The sequence below is a fragment of the Mesorhizobium sp. M1050 genome (assembly GCF_040318715.1).
Lineage (GTDB): Bacteria > Pseudomonadota > Alphaproteobacteria > Rhizobiales > Rhizobiaceae > Mesorhizobium.
In genome coordinates this window covers 13529-37439 of record NZ_JAMYMV010000004.1, presented here as the reverse complement: position 1 = coordinate 37439, position 23911 = coordinate 13529, and the positions used below count along the sequence as shown (strand labels likewise).

General features: G+C 64.0%; 20 protein-coding genes. 6 read left to right on the top strand and 14 right to left on the bottom strand.

Translation table 11 applies throughout. The features are described 5' to 3' along the window. The first annotated feature begins 15 nt into the window (after window positions 1-15). The 3 genes from NKH57_RS03505 to NKH57_RS03495 are packed head-to-tail and all read left to right on the top strand — an operon-like array spanning window position 16 to window position 3877. Window positions 16-1599: a sugar ABC transporter ATP-binding protein gene (locus NKH57_RS03505; protein WP_352941762.1), complete on the top strand. Its 1584-nt coding sequence runs from the start codon at window positions 16-18 to the stop codon at window positions 1597-1599. Further along, a complete protein-coding gene (locus tag NKH57_RS03500; RefSeq protein ID WP_352941759.1) occupies window positions 1596-2912 on the top strand; it encodes an ABC transporter permease in 1317 nt (438 codons plus the stop codon). The genes NKH57_RS03505 and NKH57_RS03500 overlap by 4 nt, the downstream gene beginning before the upstream one ends. Further along, complete coding sequence (locus NKH57_RS03495; protein ID WP_352941757.1) at window positions 2909-3877, top strand: substrate-binding domain-containing protein; 969 nt, start codon at window positions 2909-2911, stop codon at window positions 3875-3877. The genes NKH57_RS03500 and NKH57_RS03495 overlap by 4 nt, the downstream gene beginning before the upstream one ends. 42 nt (window positions 3878-3919) lie before the next feature. Here the strand turns inward: NKH57_RS03495 and NKH57_RS03490 are convergent, their stop codons facing one another. The 6 genes from NKH57_RS03490 to NKH57_RS03465 are packed head-to-tail and all read right to left on the bottom strand — an operon-like array spanning window position 3920 to window position 11047. Beyond that, window positions 3920-4381 (bottom strand): MarR family winged helix-turn-helix transcriptional regulator, encoded by a 462-nt coding sequence (locus tag NKH57_RS03490; RefSeq protein WP_023761400.1) that lies wholly within the window; start codon window positions 4379-4381, stop codon window positions 3920-3922. Then, the gene (locus NKH57_RS03485) at window positions 4378-4962 is read right to left on the bottom strand and encodes an amino acid synthesis family protein (RefSeq protein ID WP_091575692.1); all 585 of its coding nucleotides are present in this window, start codon (window positions 4960-4962) and stop codon (window positions 4378-4380) included. Before NKH57_RS03485 ends, NKH57_RS03490 begins: the two co-directional genes overlap by 4 nt. Next, the gene (locus NKH57_RS03480; RefSeq protein WP_352942005.1) at window positions 4955-5836 is read right to left on the bottom strand and encodes a UPF0280 family protein; all 882 of its coding nucleotides are present in this window, start codon (window positions 5834-5836) and stop codon (window positions 4955-4957) included. Before NKH57_RS03480 ends, NKH57_RS03485 begins: the two co-directional genes overlap by 8 nt. Next, complete coding sequence (locus tag NKH57_RS03475; protein ID WP_352941755.1) at window positions 5836-7377, bottom strand: 6-hydroxynicotinate reductase; 1542 nt, start codon at window positions 7375-7377, stop codon at window positions 5836-5838. The genes NKH57_RS03480 and NKH57_RS03475 overlap by 1 nt, the downstream gene beginning before the upstream one ends. After that, the gene (locus tag NKH57_RS03470; RefSeq protein ID WP_352942002.1) at window positions 7374-10169 is read right to left on the bottom strand and encodes a molybdopterin-dependent oxidoreductase; all 2796 of its coding nucleotides are present in this window, start codon (window positions 10167-10169) and stop codon (window positions 7374-7376) included. The genes NKH57_RS03475 and NKH57_RS03470 overlap by 4 nt, the downstream gene beginning before the upstream one ends. Before the next feature lie 17 nt (window positions 10170-10186). Beyond that, the gene (locus NKH57_RS03465) at window positions 10187-11047 is read right to left on the bottom strand and encodes an FAD binding domain-containing protein (protein ID WP_352941752.1); all 861 of its coding nucleotides are present in this window, start codon (window positions 11045-11047) and stop codon (window positions 10187-10189) included. 260 nt (window positions 11048-11307) lie between these two features. On the opposite strand from NKH57_RS03465, the gene pncA reads away from it, so the two are divergent. Both pncA and NKH57_RS03455 read left to right on the top strand, forming a co-directional pair. Continuing rightward, window positions 11308-11922, top strand: a complete 615-nt coding sequence (gene pncA / locus NKH57_RS03460; RefSeq protein ID WP_352658759.1) for a bifunctional nicotinamidase/pyrazinamidase — start codon at window positions 11308-11310, stop codon at window positions 11920-11922. Between the two features lie 251 nt (window positions 11923-12173). Next, window positions 12174-13541, top strand: a complete 1368-nt coding sequence (locus NKH57_RS03455) for a sodium:proton antiporter (protein WP_352941749.1) — start codon at window positions 12174-12176, stop codon at window positions 13539-13541. Here NKH57_RS03455 and NKH57_RS03450 read toward each other — a convergent pair whose 3' ends face one another. The 8 genes from NKH57_RS03450 to gcvA all read right to left on the bottom strand — a co-directional run bounded on the left by NKH57_RS03450 (window position 13542) and on the right by gcvA (window position 22576). After that, a complete protein-coding gene (locus NKH57_RS03450; protein WP_352941746.1) occupies window positions 13542-14261 on the bottom strand; it encodes an ABC transporter ATP-binding protein in 720 nt (239 codons plus the stop codon). Further along, entirely contained in the window at window positions 14258-14983 is a 726-nt protein-coding gene (locus tag NKH57_RS03445) for an ABC transporter ATP-binding protein (RefSeq protein ID WP_352941744.1), read from the bottom strand. Before NKH57_RS03445 ends, NKH57_RS03450 begins: the two co-directional genes overlap by 4 nt. Beyond that, window positions 14980-15942, bottom strand: coding sequence for a branched-chain amino acid ABC transporter permease (locus NKH57_RS03440; RefSeq protein ID WP_352941742.1), 963 nt, complete (start codon window positions 15940-15942; stop codon window positions 14980-14982). The genes NKH57_RS03445 and NKH57_RS03440 overlap by 4 nt, the downstream gene beginning before the upstream one ends. Continuing rightward, complete coding sequence (locus NKH57_RS03435; RefSeq protein WP_352941740.1) at window positions 15939-16820, bottom strand: branched-chain amino acid ABC transporter permease; 882 nt, start codon at window positions 16818-16820, stop codon at window positions 15939-15941. Before NKH57_RS03435 ends, NKH57_RS03440 begins: the two co-directional genes overlap by 4 nt. A gap of 220 nt (window positions 16821-17040) precedes the next feature. Beyond that, window positions 17041-18345 carry an ABC transporter substrate-binding protein gene (locus NKH57_RS03430; protein WP_352486685.1) on the bottom strand — a complete coding sequence of 435 codons (1305 nt, stop codon included), beginning with the start codon at window positions 18343-18345 and terminating at the stop codon, window positions 17041-17043. A gap of 154 nt (window positions 18346-18499) precedes the next feature. Then, window positions 18500-19948, bottom strand: a complete 1449-nt coding sequence (locus NKH57_RS03425; protein WP_352941737.1) for a hypothetical protein — start codon at window positions 19946-19948, stop codon at window positions 18500-18502. A 197-nt stretch (window positions 19949-20145) separates the two neighbouring features. Continuing rightward, window positions 20146-21450, bottom strand: a complete 1305-nt coding sequence (gene pncB, locus NKH57_RS03420; protein ID WP_352941734.1) for a nicotinate phosphoribosyltransferase — start codon at window positions 21448-21450, stop codon at window positions 20146-20148. Window positions 21451-21601: 151 nt separating this feature from the next. Next, window positions 21602-22576, bottom strand: coding sequence for a transcriptional regulator GcvA (gene gcvA, locus NKH57_RS03415; protein WP_352601694.1), 975 nt, complete (start codon window positions 22574-22576; stop codon window positions 21602-21604). Window positions 22577-22844: 268 nt separating this feature from the next. On the opposite strand from gcvA, the gene speB reads away from it, so the two are divergent. Beyond that, a complete protein-coding gene (gene speB / locus NKH57_RS03410; protein WP_352941731.1) occupies window positions 22845-23906 on the top strand; it encodes an agmatinase in 1062 nt (353 codons plus the stop codon). The last annotated feature ends 5 nt before the right edge of the window (window positions 23907-23911 follow it).

Below are 23911 nucleotides of genomic sequence, written 5' to 3'. Positions count from 1 at the left end.
GAGGCCGCCATTGTCATGAAGCATGCGAATTCCCTATCCCCGGAGCACAGTGCGGCGGATCGTTCGAACGTCGTTCTGAGCGCCGAGCATATTTCCAAGAGCTTCGGCGGCATCGCCGCCTTGGTCGACGTCCGCTTCGAACTGCGACGCGGCGAAGTCCATGCCCTGATGGGCGAGAACGGTGCCGGCAAGTCGACGCTGATGAAGATCCTCTCCGGCGTCTACACCGGCTACGAAGGCAAGGTCAGCGTCGATGGCCGTCCCGTCAGCTTCGCCGGCGTGCGCGACGCCGAGGATGCCGGCATCGCCATCATCCACCAGGAACTCAACCTGGTGCCGGAACTCAGCGTCGCCGACAACATCTTCCTAGGGCGCGAGAAGCTGATCGCCGGGCTGATCGTCGACCGCAAGGCGAGCAGCCGCGCCGCAGATGCTTTGTTGCGGCGGCTCGGCATCGAACTCGATCCGCAAGCCCGCGTCGGTGCCTTGCGCGTCGGCGAGCAACAGCTGGTCGAGATCGCCAAGGCGCTGTCGATGTCGGCACGTATCCTGATCATGGACGAGCCGACTTCGGCGCTGTCGCTGGCCGAATGCCAGCGGCTGTTCCGCATCATTCGCCAGCTCGCCGACAGCGGTGTCGCCATTGTCTACATCTCGCACCGCATTGACGAGGTCATGCATCTGGCCAGCCGTATTACCGTGTTTCGCGATGGGCGCCACGTACTGACCGAGCCAATGGGCAATCTCGACGAAGACGCGATCATTTCCGCGATGGTCGGCCGCAACCTGCTCGCGTCCCCTGAGGGGGAGCGCGGCCCCAGTGGCAGGATCGTGCTCTCGGTCGAGAACCTGTCGCTGTCGAAGCCCGATGCCCATGGCTGGCGCACGGTGATCGACGGCGTCGGATTCGATCTTGCCGCTGGAGAAATCCTCGGCATTGGCGGGCTGCTCGGCTCTGGCCGCACCGAGATACTGGAAGCGATCTTCGGCTCGAGCGATGGCCGCACCGGTGGCGAAATCCAGGTCGATGGCCGGCCGGTGGATATCCGTTCGCCCCGCGACGCGCGGCGGCTGGGCATTGCGCTGGTGACCGAGGACCGCAAGACGCAAGGCCTGCATCTGCAGGCCTCGATATCAGACAATGTCGCGTTGCCGCTGGTCGGGTCGCTGGCGCGCTTCGGCATCCGCTCGCTGGCCGGCGAACAGGGGCTGGCGCGGCAGGCGGTCAAGTCGCTCGGCATCCGCTGCCGGGACATCGACCAGCCCGCCGGCACGCTGTCGGGAGGCAACCAGCAGAAGGTCGTCATCGGCAAATGGCTGGCGACCAGGCCAAGGGTGCTGTTGCTGGACGAGCCGACGCGCGGCATCGACGTCGGCGCCAAGCGCGAGATCTACGACCTGATCTTCAAACTGGCGCGCGACGGCCTCGCCATCGCGGTCATCAGTTCGGAACTGCCCGAGCTGCTGCATCTCTCCGACCGCATCCTGGTGATGGCCGATGGCCGCCAGACAGGCATCCTTTCCCGCGATGCGGCCAGCGAGGAGGCCATCATGCGCCTCGCCGCACCGCGCCGGACCATATCGAGACCAGCCGCATGACTGTCCTGAAACTCCTGTCCCAAACCAAGCTCTATTGGGGCCTGATCGCCATCTTCCTGATCGGCGTGCTGGGCTCGCCGATGAGTTCGAAGGGCAACAACATCTTCCTCTCCTACGGCAATCTGCTCGACGTGCTGCGCCAGGTCTCGACCACCGGGCTGATCGCCACCGGCATGACGGCGGTCATCATCACCGGCGGCATCGATCTCTCCGTCGGCTCGCTGATGGCCATTTGCTCGGTAGTCTGCGCCATGCTGCTGACCGTTCCAGGCGTTACACCGGGCGTCGTGCTGGGCGTGCCGACCGTCGCCTTGGCGGCGCTTTGCCTTGGCTTCGTCGTCACCCGCTTCATCTTCCAGAACCTTGCAAAATCCCGTGCCGGTGCCGATCTCGTCCGTGAGATCAGGCTCGACGGAATTCGCGGTCTGGTCACGCCCGCAGTCGTCGGCGTGGTCCTGTGCAGCCTGTCGCTATGGTACCTGCTGCCGCAGATCGAACCGAAATTCGGCGTGCTCGGCGTGTTGCTGGTGGCGCCATGCGTCGGGTTGCTGTTCGGCGCGCTCAACGGCTTCATCATCGTTGCCGGACGGCTGCAGCCCTTCATCGTCACGCTGGCGATGATGGTGACGGCGCTCGGCATCGCCCGCCTGACCGCCGGCCAGAACAATGCGGTTCTGCCGGTCTATACCGGCTCGAACGCCACCGCCGATTTCGAGATGCTGCGCTCGCTGGTGTTCGGCATCATCCCGATGCCCGGCCTGTTCTTCCTCGGCGCCATCCTGATCTATGGCGCGGTGCTGCGCTTCACGCCGTTCGGCCGCTATGTCTATGCCATCGGCGGCAATGAGGAGGCGGCGCGCCTCTCGGGCATCGCAGCCGGCCGCGTCAAGATCGCCACCTATGCCATTTCCGGCCTGCTCGCCGGCATCGCCGCCGTGCTCTACGTCGCGCAATACCGGCAAGGCAAGCCCGATGCCGGCGCCGGGCTGGAGCTAGACGCCATCGCCGCCGTCGTCATCGGCGGCACCAGCCTGATGGGCGGGCGCGGCAGCCTCACCGGCACGTTCTGCGGTGTGCTGATCTTCGGGCTGCTCTCCAATATCCTGCAGCTCCACAACATCAATTCGAACCTTCAGCTGGTACTGAAGGGGATGATCATCATCGGCACCGTGCTTGTCCAGGAGCGCAATGCCGGTGATCTCCTGGCCTATCTGCGCCTGCCAGGCGGGCAAACGGCGCGCAAGGAAACGGCCGCGGCAAAGCGGCCGTCACAAGAGACATCGTCTCTCAATCTCGGAGGAAACAAAAAATGAAACGACGTGACATGCTGAAACTTGCCGCCATGACCGCGGCGCTGCTGACCACCACCGCGCTCATGACCAGCGGCAATGCCTTCGCCCAGGACAAGAAGTGGAAGATCGGCTTCTCCCAGGTGACGACCATCGAGCCCTGGCGCGCGCAGTTCAACAAGGACATCCTGGCCGAAGCCGCCAAGCATCCGGAGGTCGAGCTGATCATTACCGACGGCGAGGACAAGACCGAAAAGCAGGTCGCCGATGTCGAGAACCTGATCCGTCAGGAGGTCGACGCACTGCTGGTGTCGCCGAAGGAATCCGCCGGCCTTACCGGCGTCGTGCAGCAGGCGATCGACGCCAAGATTCCGGTCTTCGTGCTTGACCGCAATGTCGACACCAAGGACTACACCCAGTTCGTCGGCGGCGACAACGCGCTGATCGGCCGCGCGGCCGGCGAATATGCCGTCGAACTGCTCGGCGGCAAGGGCAAGGCATCAGGCAATGTCGTCGAGATCTGGGGCGGCATGGGCACTCAGCCGGCGCATGATCGCCATGACGGCTTCCATGAGTTCACCGACAAGGAACCGGGCATCAAATATCTGCTCGACCAGCAGTCGGGCGACTGGAAGCAGGACCAGGCCTACAATTTGATGGCCAACGCGCTGAAGAGCAACGAGAAGATCGATCTCGTCTATGGCCACAATGACCCGATGGCCTATGGCGCCTATCTCGCAGCCAAGGATGTCGGCCGCGAGAAGGACATCAAGTTCATCGGCATCGACGGTCTGCCCAACGAAGGTGTGCAGATGGTGAACAAGGGCGAACTGACGGCGACCTTTAGCTATGTCACCCCCGGCGCCGAAGGCCTGCGTCAGGCGATCAAGTTCCTCAACGGCGAAAAAGTCGAAAAGACCATCACCTTGCCGACCGAGAAGATCACCAAGGAAAACGCCGCCAAGGTGCTGAAGGACAACGGCCTTTGATCTAAACTTCCTGCCGGGTGCTTTTGCGCCCGGCAGATCCGCCTACGCCAGCTTCGCCAGCAGCTTCATGAAGGTGGCGATCTCCTTGGCCGAGAGCGGCGCCAGTGTTTCCCTTGTGATCTCACGGGCCAGCGGGATCAGGCGCTCGATGGCGTCGCGGCCTTCCGCGGTCAGGTTGACCAGCAGCCGCCTTTTGTCGACCTCATGCTTGGAAAGCTCGACCAGACCGCGCGCCTTCAGGCGGTCGATGACACCCTTCACCGTCGCCGCATCCATGGCGATCAGCGTGCCGAGCTGGTTCTGCGAGGTCTCGCCGACGTCGCGCAGCTTGGCGAGAGCCGCGAATTGCGGTGGCGTCAGGTCGCCGATATGCGCTGCGAAGATCGAGACATGGCGCTGATGCGCCTTGCGCAGGATGAAGCCGACCTGCTCCTGCAGATGGTAATCCTGGTCGTCAGGCTCTTCGGACTCGACCAGCTTCAGCAGATTTTCCTCAGCACTCACCGCAGCCCGTCCCAGGCCTTGATATCCTTGGCGGCCAGGCCGCCCATGCGGTCGTGCACGCGCGGGCCACAGGTCATGGCGAGGCAAAACAGGATCTCGTCGGGGCGCGGCCCGTCACTGATGCCGACTTCCATGGCGTCGAAATGGCTGCGCACATAGGCGGCGTTGATATGGCCGAGCGGCACGTCGAGCTTTGAACCGAAAGCGCCGACCTTCTTCGCCGACGGCACGATCGCCTTGGCGTCGCCGAGCCGTTCGCGCATCGCGTAGCCGCCCGGCACATGCCAGAGCGCGCCATGCTCGAGTTCGCCCGATGTGCCGACAATGGCGCCCTTGCCATAACCGTCGATCTGTTTGACGTCGCCGCCGAGTGCGGCGATCAGCCGGTCGGCGAGCAGCAGGCCGAGCGGCTTCAGATCATCCATGGCGCTCTGCAAATCCTCGACATAGCGCCCGGCAAACGGGTTTTTCACCAGCGCCATGGCGGCGGCGCGGCGACGCGGCACTTTTGCGACCGGCCCGCCTTCGTGAAAGATCTCTTCGGTCAGAACCGCGATCTTGCGGATCGGAAACTCAGGCATGGGCAACTTCCTTCCCTGGACTTTTGTTGGGCGCGGCAAGCGCCATGGAACCACCGATGCGGGTCTGGCCGGCAAGGAAGAGCGCCGATGCGGCGATCAATCCCCTGCGGCGGAAATCTTCGGCGACGGCAAGCCCGCTGTCCAGCGCCATGGCGATCTCCGCTGGAGAAAGCCGGCCGACCTCTTGCGTGACAAGCCTGTCGCCAAGGTCGCTGTCCGGCGCCAGATCGCGCGCCGGCACACGCCGGATAGCCGGATGATTGGCCAAGTCGACGGCGTTGGCGATCAGCGTCGCGGCGGCATCGGCTTCTGCTCCCGTGCGCGCCAGCACAGTCACCGCATCGGCAATGCCCAACGAAAAGGAACGTCCGCGCCAGCCGCTGGTGGCAACGCCGCGCACGCCATCCTCGACATGGATGACGATGCGATCGGCGAGGCCGTGCCCGGTGCCGGCAATGGCAAGTGTCATCGACTGGCCGCCACCAAGATGGATCGCGCTGTCGCCGCCATTGTTGACATAGGCACGGTCGAGCCTGCGTCCGACAAGCAGCGCATCAAGCATTTCGTCAGCTACCGAGCCGGCGACGGCGGCCATCGGCGTGATGAAGCTTTCGGCCAACGGCACCACAGCCGCTTCCATGCGCCGCGCTGTCGGACCGACGAAAGCGCGGGCCCGCAACGCGGCTGGGCGGCGCAGTTCGGGCAATTCCTCCACCAGCTCGGGCAGGATGGTCTGGAACCGCGCTACGGCTTGCTCATAGGCCAGACGACATTCGCCCGCTTCGCCAAAGGCTTCGACGATCAGGTCGATCGGCCCGTGGTTGAGATGCAGCCGCTTGCCGTCCCGCAGCCAATGTACTTGTGGGCCTTCCATCACCCAGCCCCGTTCGACACAGCGCGGCGCAATTGCGCCAGCGGCGGCCATGGATTGTTGGCCGGCGCACCGGTGCCGCGGCGCGGATTGAGGTATTCGCCACCTCTAGCAACGATGTCCTCGACGCTACGGATTTCGGCCTCGTAACCGCCGAGCCTCACATAATCGTCACGGCGCAGGGTAAATTCGATAGGCGCCACCAGGGCCGGCGTCGGCACATAGCCGAAGGCGCCCTCCGGCACCCGCGTGACATCGACCATCAGCGTGATGCCGCCGCCCGGCCAGACATAGACCGGCGCTCCCCCGACCGTCACATAGGTAGTCAAGCTCTGCACGGAACGGGTCAGGTTGACCGGGTTTTCGGTGACGCCGGCGCGCAGCGAACCACCGGCGCCGCCGACGAACAGCACGGTACACAGCGCCGGCTCGCAATTGTCCTCGATCAGTTCGACCGATTTCTGCAGCCGTTCGGGAAATGGCTTCTGCACCGGCTTCAGCTCGTCGTCGAGCTCGTAATAGGCGAACTGCTCGCCGGTGGTCGAAACCATCAGCAGCGACAGGCCCGGCCGCGCGCCCTTCTTGGCATTCCATTCGCCGAGGATCGACAGCGGGTCGGATATGCTGGTGCCGCCCCAGCCGAGGCCGGGTTCGGAAACCTTGAAATAGCGGCCCGGCGTTGAGCGGCGGCCGATGATTTTTATGCCGGTGTCCTGCCAGCCCAGCACCTTGCCGGCCTGATGCTCAGAGACGACGCCGGTGATGTGGTCGTCGACCACCACCACCTCGTCGACGAGGCCGCGCCATTGCGTAGCGAACATGCCGATGGTGGCCGAGCCGCACCCGACACGCATGCGGTGTTCCTGCTTGCCGTCGATCACAGGTGGTTTGCCGGCTTCGACTGTGATGATGGCGCCGCCGTCGATGGCGAGTTCGACAGGCTTGCGGTTGCACAGATTGAGCAGCGCGTCACAAGTGGCGCGGCCTTCAGCCTTGGAGCCGCCGGTCAGATGGTGCACGCCGCCAAGCGACAACATCTGAGAGCCATATTCGCCTGTCGTGACATGGCCGATCGCTTCGCCTTGCGACCGCACCACAGCCGTTTCGGGTCCGATATGACGGTCGGTGTCGATCTTCACCTTGACGCCGCAATAGGAGAAGATGCCCTCGGTAACGACCGTGACGAGATCGACCCCCTCGACCTCCTGGCTGACGATGAACGGCGCCGGCTTGTAGTCGGGATAGGTGGTGCCGGCACCAATGGCAGTGACGAAGCGGCGGCCGGTGTTGATCAGTTCGCCGTCCCACGCCTCGCCCTCGGCGACGAACGGCACGATTGCCTCGCCGGTTTCCGCCGCATGGTCTAGGATGGTCAGCGGGTCCATCCGCACGATCTTGCCGCCGACATTGCCGTAGCGATCGCAGGCGCCGGTGCGGCCATCGGCGATGTAGCACATCACCGGACAGGCATCGCAGCGGATCTTCTCCGCCACCAGCTTCTCGCCGGGATCGTGGGTTTCGAAGCGTTCGGCAAGCTCGCTCATCGGCGTGCCTCCTTTTCGCGAATGGCGGCGCGGATACGCGTCGGCGTCGCCGGAACCTTGGTGACCAGGACACCGGTGGCGTGGCGGATGGCGTTGAGGATCGCCGGCGCCGTCGGGATCAGCACATGCTCGCCCAACCCCTTGGCGCCAAAGGGTCCTTCCGGATCTGGAACTTCTATCAGGATGGTCTCGATCGGCGGAACGTCGCCGATGGTCGGAATGAGATAGTCGTGCAGATTCTCGGTGCGGCCGGGGATATACTCCTCCATCAGCGCCATGCCGATGCCTTGCGCGATGCCGCCTTCGATCTGGCCCTCGACCAGCAGCGGGTTGATCGCCTTGCCGACATCGTGCGCGGCGGTGATCTTGATCAGCTTCACCGTGCCGAGCTTGAGGTCGACCTCGAGTTCCGCGATCTGAGCGCCATAGCCATAGACCGCATAGGGCTTGCCCTGGCCCTTGGCGTCGAGCGGCAGCGTCGGCGGGTCGTAGGTCTCCTCGGCACGGAAGACGAAGCCTTCGGCATCCACGTCGAGCGAGGCGAGGTCGATACGGCGAGTGGCTTCACCTTCGCGGATAGCGATCGCCGGGCCGTCGAGTTGCAGCGATGCCTTTTCGGACACATTGGCGAAACGCAGGATCTTTTCGCGCAAGGCGCGGCCGGCCTTTTCGGCTGCCTTGCCGGTCACGAAAGTCTGGCGCGAGGCCGATGTCTTGCCGGCATCGGGAGTGATAGCCGTATCGCCGCTCTTCAGCTGGAATTTTTCCAACGGCAGGCCGAGCGCGTCGGCGCAGATCTGGGTGATGACCGTGTTCGAGCCTTGGCCGATATCGATGGCGCCCTGGTGCAGGATGACCGCGCCGTCTGCAGCGATGCCGACGCGAATGGTCGACGGATTGGGCAGCGAAGTGTTGCCGCAGCCGTACCAGCAGGACGCGATGCCAACACCGCGCTTTCTATCCCTATTGGTACTGTTGAACGCATCTGCATCGGCCGTGGCGCGCGCCCAATGCGGCCGCAGCGAGTCGAGGCATTCGGCAATGCCGACACCGGAGGCCAGTCGCTGTCCGGTAACCGTTTCGGAGCCGTTCCGAAGGCAGTTCTTCAAGCGAAAGTCGAGCCGGTCCATGCCGAGCTTGCCGGCCAGCTCGTCATAGAGCGTCTCCTGCATGATCGTCGCCTGTGGCACCCCGAAGCCACGAAAGGCGCCGGAAATCGGCCCATGCGTGTGTATGGCCCGGCCCTCGGCCCGGTAGTTCGGCGTCGCGTAGGGTCCGGACGCATGCACCGGGACGCGGTTGGCGACCGTCGGCCCCCAGCTCGCATAGGCGCCGGTGTTGAAATCGCCTTCGAAGATCATGCCGGTGACAAGGCCATCGGCATCGGCGCCGATCGTCGCCTTCATCTCGGCCGGGTGACGCTTGGTGGTCGACACCATAGATTCGTTGCGGGTGTAGGTGAGTGCCGCCGGCCGTCCGGTCTTCAGCGCCACAAGGCCGATCAGCGGCTGCAGCGAGACATCGAGTTTCGAGCCGAAACCGCCACCTGTCGCCGTCGGCACGATGCGCACCTTGTCGACGGCAAGGCCGAGCACCTTCGCCGTCTCGTCGCGATCCATATAAGGCGCCTGGGTGCAGGCGACGACCACCAGCGTATCGCCGTCCAGATACGCATAGCCGGCTTCCGGTTCGATATAGGCGTGCTCGACATAGGAGGTGTCGATGGCGCCGGACACGATGAAGGCCGCGCCGGCGAGAGCCGCCTCGGGGTCACCGCGTTCGACGAAGCCGGCAGTAAGCAGGTTTGCCGGCCGGTTGTCGTGAATGAGCTTGGCACCGCCGGCTCTCGCTTCGCGCGGCTGCAGAAAATGCGGCAATTCGGTCCAGCGAACCGGAAAATCCGACATGTCTAGATCGAGGATCGCCTCGCGCTCGCCGGCAACGAGCGCCACCGCCTCGCCGCGCAGGCGAGCAAACCCTTCGGCCAGCGCCGGCTGGTCGGCGAACGGCCCGATGACGCCGAAACAGTTCTTGCCGGGAATGTCGGCGGCAGTGAAGACACCGGCGATGCCGGGATGTGCCTTCGCCCAGCCGTCGAGGTCACCGAAGGCGAAGCCGGCGTGATAATGCGGCGAGCGGACCACCAGCACGGCCAGCGCGTCGGCAGGGAAAGAATCGCCGCCAAATTTTTCACCGCCGGTGACTTTAGGCAGGCCATCGAGCCTGACGGGGGAGGAGCCGATCGCTTGGCCGGATTGAGGCAAGCGGAAATCGAGGCTTGCTGCTTGCAGTGACGCATCCATCACCGCCGCGATGATCTTCCGGTAGCCGGTACAGCGGCACAGAATCCCGCCCAGCGCGTCCTGCACCTCGGTCTCGGTCGGGTTAGGCCGCTTGTCCAGCAATGCCGTTGCCGCGACCAGCAGCGCTGGCGTGCAGATGCCGCACTGCGCCGCGCCATGGGCAAGGAACGAGGCTTGCAGCGCCGACAGCCGGCCGTTGGCGAGGCCTTCAACGGTTGTAACCGACGTTCCGGCAGCGGACGCAACCGACATCAGGCAGGCGCAGACGGGATCGCCGTCGACCAGCACCGTGCAGGCACCGCAATCGCCGGCATCGCAGCCGACCTTGGTGCCGGTCAGCAGCAGTTCGTCGCGCAATACCGACGATAGCCGGCGCAGCGGCGGTACGTTGACTGAGATGGCGTCGCCATTGACCTCGAAAGTGATATCGGCCCGTGCAGCGCCGAAGCCAGGCAGGGCGTTGCCCAGATCGGGCAGGGCTTCATTCATTTCAGGCTGAACTTGGCTCACGCCGCCACCTCGTCGCCAGTCATCCGTCCCACAGCCGCAAGCACGACACGGGCAACGATCTCGCGGACCGCATCGATCCGGTACTCTGCACTGCCGCGCACATCGGCGATCGGCGACAGCTCGCCCATCGGCGCGGACTGGACCGCGTCGGCAAGTCTGCCGTCCACCGGCAGCCCGCTCAGCGCGGCTTCGACGCCGGCCAGCCGCTTGGCCACCACCGAGCAGGAGCCGGCGGCGACAGCCGCTTGGCTGACGATGCCGTTGTCGACGACCAGACGCGCTGCCACCATGGCGATGGAAATGACGAGGTAGCGCCGCGCCCCAAGCTTGACGAAAGCCGACGTGCCAGTAGTAGCGCCTTTCGGCACGCGAATGGCCGTCACCATCTCGCCTGGAAGCAGAGCCGTGCGGCGGTTGCCCAGAATGAAGTCCTGCAAAGGCAGATGCCGCGTCACCGTCGCTGAACGCAGCTCGACCTCGGCGTCGAGGACGAGCAGGGCCGGCACGCCGTCGGCGGCAGGCGACGCGTTGCATAGGTTGCCGGCGACCGAGGCGACATTCTGGATCTGCGCCGAGCCGACCTCTCGCGCCGCCTGCTTCAGCGCGTCGAAGGCCGGCGGCAAGGGATGGCGAATGATATCGGTCCAGGTCGTACGCGCGCCGATGACGAAATGGCTGCCCGTGTCTGCAATGCCGCGCAGCGCCGCCAGGCCGTTGATGTCGAGGACATTGTCCCGGAACGGTTTGCTTCCCTGCGCCGGATAAAAATCGGTGCCGCCGGCAAGAATGCGCCAGGCACCCTCGCCAAGCAAAGCGAGCGCTTCGTCGACCGAGGTGGGTTTCGCGTAACGGATCACGCCTTGCCTTCCAGAAAAGAGGTCTTCCAGAACCGGTATTTCGAAAGATCCGGCCGGCATCGGCGGCCGGGAGAATTCATTCGTATGCAAATGATATCAAGCCGGCAGGAATTGTCAAAGCCGGAGTTTGCGACCACTCGGTCGGCACGCATTTCTTATGCCTTGAGAGGTTGACGCCGCGGCCCTTCTGGTCAAGTTTCTGCGTCCGGTCGCGTCAGCGGCATTTTCCACTGGAGCCTGCATACGGAAGAGGAAAGCCCATGGCCGACGAAGCGCTTGTCGTCATCGACCTGCAGAACGACTTTTGTCCGGGCGGCGCGCTGGCGGTTGCCGGCGGCGACGAGATCGTGCCGCTGGTCAACGACCTGATCCGGCACACCGACCATGTCGTGCTGACGCAGGACTGGCACCCCGCCGGCCATTCGAGCTTTGCCTCCAGTCATCCAGGCGCGCAGCCTTTCACGATGATCGAAATGCCGTACGGCCAGCAGACGCTGTGGCCGGACCATTGCATCCAGGGCAGCCTGGGCTCTGATTTCCATTCCGGCCTCGCCTGGACCAAGGCCGAGCTTGTCATCCGCAAGGGATTTCGGCCTGATATCGACAGCTACTCGGCCTTCTTCGAGAACGACCGCACGACGCAGACCGGCCTTGCCGGCTATCTCCGGGAACGCGGCATCGACACGCTGACCCTGGTCGGGCTGGCGACCGATTTCTGCGTTGCCTTCTCGGCGCTGGATGCCGTTAGCCAGGGCTTCAAGACCACCGTCAGGCTCGATGCCTGCCGTGGCATCGATCTCAACGGTTCGCTCGACACAATGCTGCACCGCATGCGCGACGCCGGGGTGACGCTCGAAGATCCCTTGTCGGACTGAACGGACCCTTGGGAAAGAGCCCCCTCACCCGGATTGCCAACCGAATTACGAAGGGTAATTCGGGGCAATCCGACCTCTCCCCGAGGGGAGAGGAGTTCGCTGGCGCCGACGCCTGCCTCTTCTCCCCGGCGGGGAGAAGGTGGCCGCGCAGCGGTCGGATGAGGGGGCCTTTCTCATGCGCTATCCGCCTCTATCCCGTGAATGCCTGGGCGGCATGCATTATAGCGGTTTTCGCAATACTATTTCCTGGAATGGCTTTTGCTGCCGAAGACCACGGCCTGCCCGGTGCCGCGATGTCGCTGTGGTGGGCGCTGCCCTTCACCGGACTGCTTTTGTCGATCGCCACCGGCCCGCTGCTGTTCCCTCATGCCTGGGAGCATCACTACGGCAAGATCGCGGGCCTGTGGGCGGCGCTGGTGATCGTGCCGCTGGCCCTTGCCTTCGGCGTCCCCTCGGCGACCGAGGCGGTGTTGCATGCGCTGCTTACCGAATACATGTCGTTCATCATCCTGCTGTTTGCACTGTTCACCATTTCAGGCGGCATTCTGGTCGCCGGCAACATTCACGGCACGCCGCTGGTCAATGCCGGGCTGTTGCTGGTCGGTGCACTACTCGCCTCGGTCATCGGCACGACCGGCGCCTCGATGATCCTGATCCGGCCGATCCTGCGCGCCAATGACAACCGCCCGTTCAACGCCCATGTGGTGATCTTCTTCATCTTTCTGGTCTCCAACATCGGCGGTTCGCTGACGCCTTTGGGCGACCCGCCGCTGTTCGTCGGCTTCCTGCGCGGGGTCGACTTCTTCTGGACGACCGCCAACCTCTATCGCGAAACGCTGTTCGTCGGCGGTCTCGTGCTGGCCGTCTTCCTAGGCATCGACATCGTCCTGCACCGGCGCGAGGCTGGCGCTCCAAAGATCAAGGATCCGACGCCGGATACGGAGGTGCGCCTGCGCGGCCTGGCCAATCTTCCACTGCTGGCCGGCGTGATCGGTGCCATCCTGCTGTCGGCAGCCTGGAAGCCGGGCGTGAGCTTTTCCATCCTCGGGGTGAGTCTTGAGCTGCAGAACCTAGTGCGCGACGCCATCATCCTGGCGCTCTCCTTCCTTTCGCTCGCCGTCTCGCGCAAGAGCCACCGCGAGGCGAACGGCTTCAATTGGGGGCCGATCGCGGAGGTCGCAAAGCTGTTTGCCGGCATCTTCATTTGCATCGTGCCGGTCGTCGCCATCTTGAGAGCCGGACATGACGGCGCGCTGGCGCCCCTGGTCGCCCTCGTCACTTCGCCCTCGGGCACGCCCGACGACCTCGCCTATTTCTGGCTGACCGGCGCGCTGTCGTCCTTCCTCGACAATGCGCCGACCTATCTGGTGTTCTTCGAGCTTGCCGGCGGCGACGCACGGCACCTGATGACGGAATTCGCCTCGACTCTGGCGGCGATCTCGGCCGGCGCGGTGTTCATGGGCGCCAACACCTATATCGGCAATGCGCCGAACTTCATGGTCTACGCCATAGCCCGACATCGAGGCGTGAAGATGCCGGGCTTTTTCGGCTATATGGCATGGTCCAGCCTGGTACTGATCCCGATATTCCTGATCGCCGGTTTTCTGTTTTTCGGCTGATCAACCGACCCCGACATAGCGGCGCACCGCCGACGGGTCGGCGCGCAGATCCTCGACATCGACCGTCTCGCGATTGCGGCCGTTTTCGATGAAGGCAACACGGTCGGCGACCGAAAGCACCGCATCGACACGCTGTTCGACCAGAACGGTCGAGACGCCCATCTCGCGCAGTTGCGACACCGTCTCGCGGATCTTGGCGATCATCGACGGCATCAGCCCTTCGGTCGGCTCGTCGAGCAGCAGCACCTGCGGTTCGAGGCAGAGCGCGCGCGCCATCGCCAGCATCTGCTGTTCGCCACCGGACAGCGTACCGGAGCGCTGCCGCAGCCTCTGGCGCAGCAATGGAAAAAGGTCGAGGACGTTTTCCCGCACGGCCTTGCCCTTCCCGCGCGCCATCAGACCGATCTCGAGGTTTTCGGCTACCGTCATCTCGGCGAACAGCCGCCTTCCCTGCGGCACATAGGCGACCCCGGCTTTGGGCACCTCGTGCGTCGGCAGTCCTGTCAATTCGTTGCCATCGAGCCTGATCGAGCCGGCGCTTGGCGGGACCAGCCCCATAATGGCCTTGAGCGTCGTCGTCTTGCCGGCGCCGTTGCGGCCGAACAGGCACAGCACCTCGCCCTTGTTCAGCACCAGGTCTAGGCCATAGAGCACCTGGACCTCGCCATAGAAGCAGTCGAGCCCCGCGATTGCCAATGCTTCGGACTTCGTCTCCGTCATGGGGCGGTCCCCAGATAGGCTTCCTGCACCGCCGCATTCTCGCGGATCGCTTCCGGCGTGCCTTCGGCGAGAATCCTGCCGGCGTTGAAGACGGTGATGCGGTCGGCCAGTTGCATGACGACAGGCATGTTGTGCTCGATCAGAAGCACGGTGGCGTCTTTGGCGATCTCGCGCACCAGCTCAATGAAATTGTCGATCTCACTGTCGGCAAGGCCTTGCGTCGGTTCGTCGAGGATCAGCAGGCGCGGCTTCAGCGCCAGGCCCATCGCCACTTCCAGCAGGCGCTGGTGGCCGTAGGACAACTGCCCGGCCGGCATGTGGGCACGGCCGGCCAGCCCCGTGCGTTCGAGCGCCGCCATGACGCCTGCCCGCACCGCACCCTTCGAGCGGTCATCGCTCAGCGTGCGCTGCACCGGCAGCGCGACATTGTCGTAGGCGGAAAGATTGGCAAAGACGCTGGTGATCTGGAACGTGTAGGCGATGCCCTGGCGAACCCTGATATAGGCCGGCTGGCTGGTGATGTCGGCACCGTCGAAGATTATCATGCCGGAAGATGGCTGGATGCGGCCGCTGACCAGGCTGACGAAAGTGGTCTTCCCCGCCCCGTTCGGGCCGATGACGGCGCGGATTTCGCCCGGCATCAGCTCGAAATCGACGCCGTCGACGGCGCGCAGGCCGCCGAAGTTTCGCGACAGGCCCTTGGTGGTCAGAAGCGGCATCATGGCAGCCACCCAAGCCAGCGCTGCCGGATGCTGCCCAGAATGCCCTTGGGGAAAAACAGCACCAAAAGGATCAGCGCGATGCCGACGATCAGCAGATAGGCCGAGGTGTAGCCGCTGGTGATGTCGATGACATAATACATGAACAGAGTGCCGATCAGCGGCCCGAGTGTCGTGGCCGCACCCCCGAGCAGCACCCACAGCAGCGGCAGGATCGAATACTGCACCGAAGCGAAGCTCGATCCGACATAGCCGAACAGCAGCGCATAGGCGGCGCCTGAAGCAGCGCAGATAGTGCCGGAGATGACGACGGCGGCGAGCTTGTTGGAAAACGTGTCGTAGCCCAGCATCTTCGTCCGCTCCTCGTTCTCGCGGATGGCCACCAGCACGCGGCCATATCGGGAGCGGACGATCGCCAATGTGACAAGCAGCACGAGCGAGAACAGCGCCAGCGCCGTCATATAGCGCACGGTCGGATTGGTGATATCGAGCGACCTCGAGCCGAAAGCAAGCACCCGTGCCGGTTGGGGTACGACCATGCCCTGGTCGCCACCGGTCCATGTCGCGAAGTAGAGAATGAGGAGGTAGAAGACCTGGGCGAACATCATGGTGACGATCATAAAGGCGACACCCGTGGTGCGCAGCGCCAGCAGGCCGATCGTCAGCGCCAGCACTGCCCCGCAGGCAATCCCGCCAAGGAAGGCCAATGGCACGCTCCAGCCGAGTTGGATGACGGCAAGGCCGGCGCCATAGAGCCCGGCGGCAAAGAACATGGCGTGGCCGAGGCTGAGCAGGCCGACATAGCCGAACAGCATGTTGTAGCCCATGGCAAAGACCGCCAGCACCATGATGCGAGCGAGCAGGCCGTGATAATAGTCCGGCAGCAGGAAGCTCAGCACGAAGAGCAGGGCGATGACGCCGAGATGCAGGGCATAGGCTTTTGCCGGCGAAGCTTCGCTCATCGCGACGCCGTCCCGAACAGGCCTTGCGGGCGGAACACCAGCACCATGGCCACCAGCAGCGTGGCGATGATCTTGGCCAGCGTCGGCGAGAAGAACATCGAGATGATGCCGTCGGACAGGCCGATCAGCACGGCGGCGACGACGGTTCCGCGCAGCGAGCCGAGGCCACCGATGATGACGACGATGAAGGACAGCAGCAGCGGGTCCTGTCCCATCAGATAATGCGCCTGGCTGATCGGCACGATCAGCACCGCGGCAACGGCCGCCAGCATGGCGCCGAGCGCGAAGACGCCGCCATAGACGCGACCGACGGGAATGCCGAAGGCCTGCGCCGTCTCGCTGTCATACTGCGTGGCGCGCATGATGAGGCCGATCTTGGTCCGCGTCAGCACCAGCCATGTCGCGACCAGAAGTAGCGCGGAAGCGGCGATAATGGACAGCTTGTAGCCGGAATAGCCGAACCATGGCAAAAGGATGCGGTAGCTGAACGGCGGCTCTACCGGCCGCGCCTCCGGACCGTAGAAGGTCAGCGCCAACTGCTGGATGATGTAGAGCATGCCGATGGTGGCAACGATGGTGGCTTCCGGATTGTAGTTGAGCCGGCGTAGCACCAGCCGTTCGGCGATCAGCGCAGTGGCGCCGACGATCAATGGCGCAATCACCAGCGCCGCCAGGAAGCCGATCGCCGGATGCCCTCCGATCGCCGTGGTGATCGCCCATGCAAGCACGGCGCCGAGCATGAAGAACTCGCCATGCGCGACATTGACCACCCGCATGACGCCGAACACCAGCGACAGCCCAAGCGCCGTCAGTGCCAGCACCGCGGAGGTGACGAGGCCTTCGAGGGCGGCGAGGAGGAGGTGCGGACCGAAGTGCATCGGCTATACGCCCAAGGCAGGCGCGAGGCGCACCCCCCTCTGCCCTGCCGGGCATCTCCCCCTCAAGGGGGGAGATTGGCTGTCCCCGCTGCCTTCGCCAATAGCCGATGGTGATAAATGGCCGCCTTCGCAAGAACAGCCGATCTCCCCCCTTGAGGGGGAGATGCCCGGCAGGGCAGAGGGGGGTGCGCCGAAGGGCACTGCGCTTAAAGGACCAAGCCTAAAGCGCCTGCGTCGTGTAATCCCCCTCGGCCTCGTAAAGCCCGTCCTCGATCTTGGTCTTGTGCACGACCTTCAGCTTGCCGCCCTCGACCTTGGAGATGTTCTGGATGCCAAAGCACTGGTGGATCTTGCCATTGAAGGTTTTCGGCCCTTGCGGATGCTCGGGGCCTTCGGCGAATTCGGTCAGCGCCTCGGTCGCCTCGACAAGCTTGGCGCGGTCTTCCGGTCCCTTGTAGCCGGCGTCTTCCATCGCTTTCTTGACGACGTAGAGCGTCTCCCAGCAGCCGAACATATGGGCCGCGGTCGAGACGTCCTTTGGGTCGCCGACGGCGGCACCATTGTCGTCGATGCCGACGGCCGCGCGGTAGGCCTTTTGCGCCTCGGAATCGTCTGGCTGCGCATAGCGCGGCGAGCCTTCCCAGAAATGGCTGCCGTCGAGGAATTCGAGGCCGGGGCTATTGATGTCGGTGGCTTCGAGCGAATCGATGAAACCGAACAGCTGCGGCCGGTTGGAGCCGTAGAACTCGCCGAGTTCCTTGACGAAGGTAAGCACCGCCGGGCCGACCATGACGTGATAGAGCACCTCGGTCTCGGCCGGGATCTGCGGGAAGTACTTGGTGAAGGAGGATTCCGTCGGCGGGATGGCGATCTGGGCGATGACGTCGGCGCCTTGCGCCTTCAGCGCCGGCGGCAGGTAGTCGCGATGGTCGTAGCCGAAGGCGAAATCCGGGAAGATCATGGTGACCTTCTTGCCGACATTGCCTGCGATCCACGGCGCCATCGCCTGGATCTGGCTCTTCACATCGGTAATCCCGGGCTGGAAGACATACCGGTTCAGCTTGGTCGAGGCGACATGGTGGCCTTCGCTGACGACGAAATAGGGGATCTTGGCTTCGCCGGCAGCCGGCGCCGAACCGATGACGACGTGCGAGAACAGCGTGCCGAAGACGATGTCGGTCTTGTGCTGGGTGGCGAACTTGCCGACCACCTCGGCGCCACGGCCGGGATCGGTGCCGTCATCCTCGATGATCACCTCGACCTGGCGGCCATTGATGCCGCCGGCAGCGTTGATCGCCTTGACCGCGGCAGCCGTGGTCTTCTCGTACCAGCGGCCATAGGCAGCGCCGATGCCGGTGCGGTGCGACTGGAAGCCGATCTTGATCGGCGCCGAACTCTGCGCCTGGGAATAGCGTACGAAGCCGGGGGCGGTGACCAGGCCGGCGGTGGCAGCCAGACCCTTCAGCGCCGTACGGCGGGTGAGGGCAGTCTTGGAGAGGTCGAAAAATCCGTTCTTGTCAGCCATGTTTCGTTCCCCTGTTTTTCAGTTTTGACCAACGATAAGGCGGCTTCGGCATCCTCGCTCAGAGGACGCGAAAAATTGCATGTGTACAAACTAAATCACCAAAGCCTTGATGTGGCAAGCGAGCTTCCCCGACGATATCGAGGCCGCCGTTTTCTCATCCGGCGGTCGGCGTGGCAAGCAACCAGAGGCCGAAGACGGTGTAGGCGATCATCAGCAAGGTAAGCGGGAACTGGCTGAGCGCGGCGCGGGAAGGCTGCGGGTGCAGGCGCCAGGCGAAGCCGTGGGCGACCAGGACGGCGAGCACATGGCCTGATATGATGGTGCCGGCCTGGACATTCCACAGCCACCACGCCGAGTCCGCCCCGGCAACGATGCCGGCCTCGATCTGCATGTCGGCGGTGCCGAACAGGTTCCAGCCCAGCGCGAACGGGTCGGAAAGTGCCGCAAGCGCATATTGGCCGTCGACGAGCAGCGCGGTCAGATAATGAGCGACATGATAGGCGAGCGCAATCGGCACGATCGACCAGACCAGCAGGCCAGCCGCCTCGCCGAGGCTGCGATCACCGCCGGCGAGACGCTGGCCGAGCCAGACGGCAAGCAGGAACACCGCCGCCAGCAGCACGAATGTCAGCACCAACCCGAACGTGCCGCTGCCGATCACCGCGGTGCGGCCGGGAAATTCGAGCGGATTGATGCCGAACAGGCCAAGCCAGAAGAACGTCTTCGACAAGCCGTCGAACGATACCGACGACAGGGCCAGCAGCAGGAAGGCGATGCCGCTCGTCGGCAATGGCTCGGCGGCGAGCAATTTGGCGCCCGGCCAGCACAGGCCAAGCCGGCCGTTCTCATCGCGCTCTACAATCGCGAAGCGCGCCACCATCGAGAAGAAGACCGTCAGGAATTCGCCGCTGCGGCTCCAGGCACGATAGCCGAATACCAGCATCGCAAGGAAGGTGAGCAGCCAGTAAAGGCCCGCGGCTGAGGCCAGCCGCACCGGATCGTCAGGCGCCGGATCGATGAGTTCGAACCAGGCAAAGGCGAAGAACAGTATCACTGCCGACCAGTAGCCAAGCCATCGAGGGTATTGCCACCTTCCCTCGTCGTCCCCGCCCAACAGGCGCGAGACGAGGCGCCATGGCCCGTACCACGGGCTGAGCCATGACCAGAGATCGCCGAAGACGCCTTGCAACAGCGCGAAGCCGGCCCACAGCAATGTCCAGATCACCAGCGGCAACGGGTTGGAGAGCGGGTCGCGGCTGCCGAAAAAGCCGGCGGCGATGAGGAGTACAAAGCCGGCAAAGGATATCAGGCTGACGGCAGCGCGGACGCTGTCACCGAAGGTGAATAGCGGCAGGCGCCGGCGCCAGAAACGATCGAGCCAATCCGCCGGCAGCAGCGCCAGCACGAGGAAACTGACGGCAACGGCGAGGGCGCCGCCGACCAGGTAGTAGCCCGTCGGCAGGAGCAGGACATGGCCACGGTCGGAGGCGTGCGCGAAGGCGGGGGTGGGGAGAGATGCAGATAAGCAGATGAAGCTTGTCTTTAAGAGGCGACAACCTTCGCCGCAGCGATCCTTCACACCCCCCTCTGGCCTGCCGGCCATCTCCCCCGCAAGGGGGGAGATCGGATGTCGCCCAGCCTTTCGCCAATTTCCAGCATCGGAGAAAAAGGCGGACTGGTCGAAGCGGCCAATCTCCCCCCTTGCGGGGGAGATGTCCGGCAGGACAGAGGGGGGTGGGCGGGAACTCAACCTATCCGAGATTTCATCTTTGCCGGCGATGCTAGATCCTTCGCGGTTTCTCACACCTTGACCAGTTGTTCCACGCGGTCCTTCTCCCCGAAAATCCGCAGATACCGCTCGATCTCTTTCTCATCTCCGGTCGCCTTGGCCGGATTGTCGGAGAGCTTGACCGCCGGCCTGCCATTGGCCTCGGTGACCTTGCAGACCAGCGATATGGCGTCGAGGCTGTTGGTTTCGGTCGGCGCGCAGCCTTCGAAATCATTGGTCAAATTGGTGCCCCAGCCGAAGGACATGCGCACCTTGCCTTTGAAGTGGCGGTAGGTCTCCTCGATTGTCTCGACCTCGAGCCCATCGGAGAAGATCAGCAGCTTCTGGCGGGGATCCTTGCCCTTGTCGCGCCACCACGACAGGATCTTCTCGCCGCCCTCGATAGGCGGGGCGCTGTCGGGACGGAAACCGGTCCAGTCGGCCACCCAGTCCGGTGCGTCGCGCAGGAACGACGCGGTGCCGAAGGCGTCGGGCAGCACGATCAGCAGATTGCCGCCATAGTAGCGCTGCCAGTCCTGCAGCACCTTGTAGGGCGACTGTTTCAGCTCTTTTTCGGAATTGGCCAGCGCCGCGAATACCATCGGCAGTTCATGCGCGTTGGTGCCGAGCGCTTCGAGGTCGTTGTCCATCGCCAGAAGCACGTTGGAGGTGCCGGTGAACGCCTCGCCGATACCTTCCTTCAGCGCTTCGACGCACCAGCGCTGCCACAGGAAGGAATGCCGCCGGCGCGTGCCGAAGTCTGAGATGCGAATCCCGGGCAGCGCTTTCAGCCGTTCGGTCTTGGCCCACATCTTGGCCTTGGCGCGGGCATAGAGCACATCGAGCGCGAATGGCCCGAACGCGCGCATGGCGGCGCGAGATCGAAGTTCATTGATGATCGCCAGCGCCGGGATCTCCCACAGGGTGGTGTACATCCACGGCCCGCTGAAGGTCAGTTCATATTGCCTGTCCCGCCTCGACAGCTCGTATTCGGGCAGCCGGAAGCCTTCGAGCCAAGCGAGAAACTCCGGCTCGAAGATCTGCTTGCGGCCGTAGAAATTGTTACCGGCGAGCCAGATCATCTCCTTCTTGGAGAAGCGCAAGGTGCGGGCATGATCGAGCTGTTCGCGCAATTCGCCCTCATCGATCACGTCCGCGAGGCGAACCGAAGTGGTGCGGTTGATCAGCGAAAAGGTGGTCTCGACCTCGGGGTACATGCCCCAGATCATCTGCAGCATCAAAAGCTTGTAAAAATCCGTGTCGAGCAGGCTGCGCACGATCGGATCGAGCTTCCAGGTGTGGTTGTAGACCCGCCGCGCAATATCGGTCTTAGCCATGTTTCAACACCGCCTTTGCTGCCTGCAATCCACAACCGCGACAGGCCTCATAGCATCGAATTCGCCAGAACGCTGCCCGGTTTCAGGCTGGCCCGACAAAAAGAGAGACCTGCGGAGGCGGAAGACCACTGATGGCCACCGCAAGCCGCTGTCAGGTCCCGGTTTTGGCACCGATGACCCTGAGCGCCGGACGCTTGCGGCGGCTGACGATGCGGCCGGCCACCGGCGCGTCGGCGCGGCCGTCATCCCCGGCCTTCTCGGCAAACAGCCAATCGATGAACACCTGCACGATCGGTGTCGCCCTCATTTCGTTGCGACAGACGACATAGAAATCGTCGACCGCCGGCACCGACAGGCTGAACGGCGCGACCAGCATACCCCTGGCCAGCAGCGCGCTCGCCGTCACGGAATCGCCCAGCGCCACGCCATGGCCATGCACCGCCGCCTCGGTCGCCATGCGTGCATCGCCAAGATGATGGCGGCGGCCTCGCTCCAGGTCCAGCGCATCGGCGGCCGCCAGCCATGTGTGCCATTCGCGGCCATCGTCGCCATGCAGGAAGACATGGTCGGCGAGATCCCTGACGCTGCGGATCGGACGGTTGTTGATCAAGGTCGGGCTGACCACGGGAAACAGTTCGAGGCCCGACCATTTGCGCATCCAGCAATCGGCCCAACTGCCGTCGCCATAATGCACGCAGACGTCGATATTCGGCGCCCGCAAATCCCTGGGGTCATTGGAGGGAATAAGCGTCAGACTTATGTCGGGATATTGCGCCATGAAACTGCCGAGCCGCGGTGTCATCCACAACAACAACAGCGCCGGCACGCAGGAGACCGAAAGTGTGCCGCTGCTCGCTGGCCTTGTCATGCGCTGGGTGGCGGTCGCGATGCTGTCGAAGGCCGTCGAGACCGCCGGCAAAAGTTCGGCGCCATGCGGCGTCAGCTTGACCCGCTGACCGACCCGCTCGAACAGCTTGACGCCGAGCGACTGCTCGAGTGCCTTGATCTGGTGGCTGATGGCGCCATGCGTGACATTCAGTTCACTCGCCGCCTTGGTCAGCGAGCCATGGCGGGCCGTTGCCTCGAAGGCACGCAGCGGATTGAGAGGCGGCAGCCGATTGCCCATGAGCATCCATTGAAGCACGATCCCGAAAAGTGGAGGCCGGTTTTCGGATGTGATCGTGCTTAGAGTTCATTGTGAGATTTTCTCACAGAGAACACGCTAACATTATCATTTGATTTTTCAATGGGGCTGCCAGACACTTGAGCCCGAAACAGCTTCAAGACGTGAAATCTGCAGGCAGCCAGCGCGACAGCGACCCGCCCGGATGACGGTCGGCTCGCCAGGCATCGCCAACGGTCGCACTGCATCAGCCCGGGCAGGAGGAGCGGATATGGGATACGATCGCGGCAAGCTCGATGCGTTGCGTCGCAAGTATGGTGAAAGCCATGGCGGCGAAATGTTCGACCCGAAGTTCCGCAAGGTCGCCGACAAGATCTTTTCCAAGAGCGGCACGCGGCTGGCGCCCTATTCCGGCATCCCGACCTTCCTCGCCGCACCTTACCGCGAAATAGCAGCCGACAATCCGGATTTCGGCGATTTGCAGGTGGCGATGATCGGCGTGCCGATGGATCTCGGCGTCACCAACCGGCCGGGCGCGCGCTTCGGGCCAAGGGCGCTGCGCGCCATCGAGCGCATCGGTCCCTACAATCACGTGCTGGAATGCGCGCCGACGCATGAGCTCAGGGTCGCCGATATCGGCGATACGCCGTTCCGCAGCCGCTACCGGCTGGAGGTCAGCCATGAAGACATCGAGCACCGCACCAACCAGATCGTCGATGCCGGCGTCATTCCATTGTCTGTGGGCGGCGACCATTCGATCAGCCATCCGATCCTGAAGGCCGTCGGCAAGAAGGCTCCGGTCGGGCTGATCCACATCGATGCCCATTGCGACACCAGTGGTCTGTTCGACATGACCAAATTCCACCATGGCGGGCCGTTCCGCAACGCCGTGCTCGATGGCGTGCTCGATCCGACGCGCACGATCCAGATCGGCATTCGCGGCTCGGCCGAATATCTGTGGGAGTTCACCTATGAGTCCGGCATGACGGTGGTCCATGCCGAGGAGGTGACCGGTCTCGGCATTCCCGCCATCATCGAGAAGGCGCGCAAGATCGTCGGCGACGGGCCGACCTACATTTCCTTCGACATCGATAGCGTCGATCCGGCCTTCGCGCCCGGCACCGGCACGCCGGAAGTCGGCGGGCTGACGACGCGCGAAGTGCTTGAATTGCTGCGCGGCCTCAAGGGCCTCAACATCGTCGGCGGCGATGTCGTCGAGGTGGCGCCGCAATACGACGCCACCACCAACACGGCGCATGCCGGCGCACAGGTGCTGTTCGAGATCCTGAGCCTGATGGTGTTCAGCCCGGCTGTTACCGGCAAGGGAACCTGACGTTC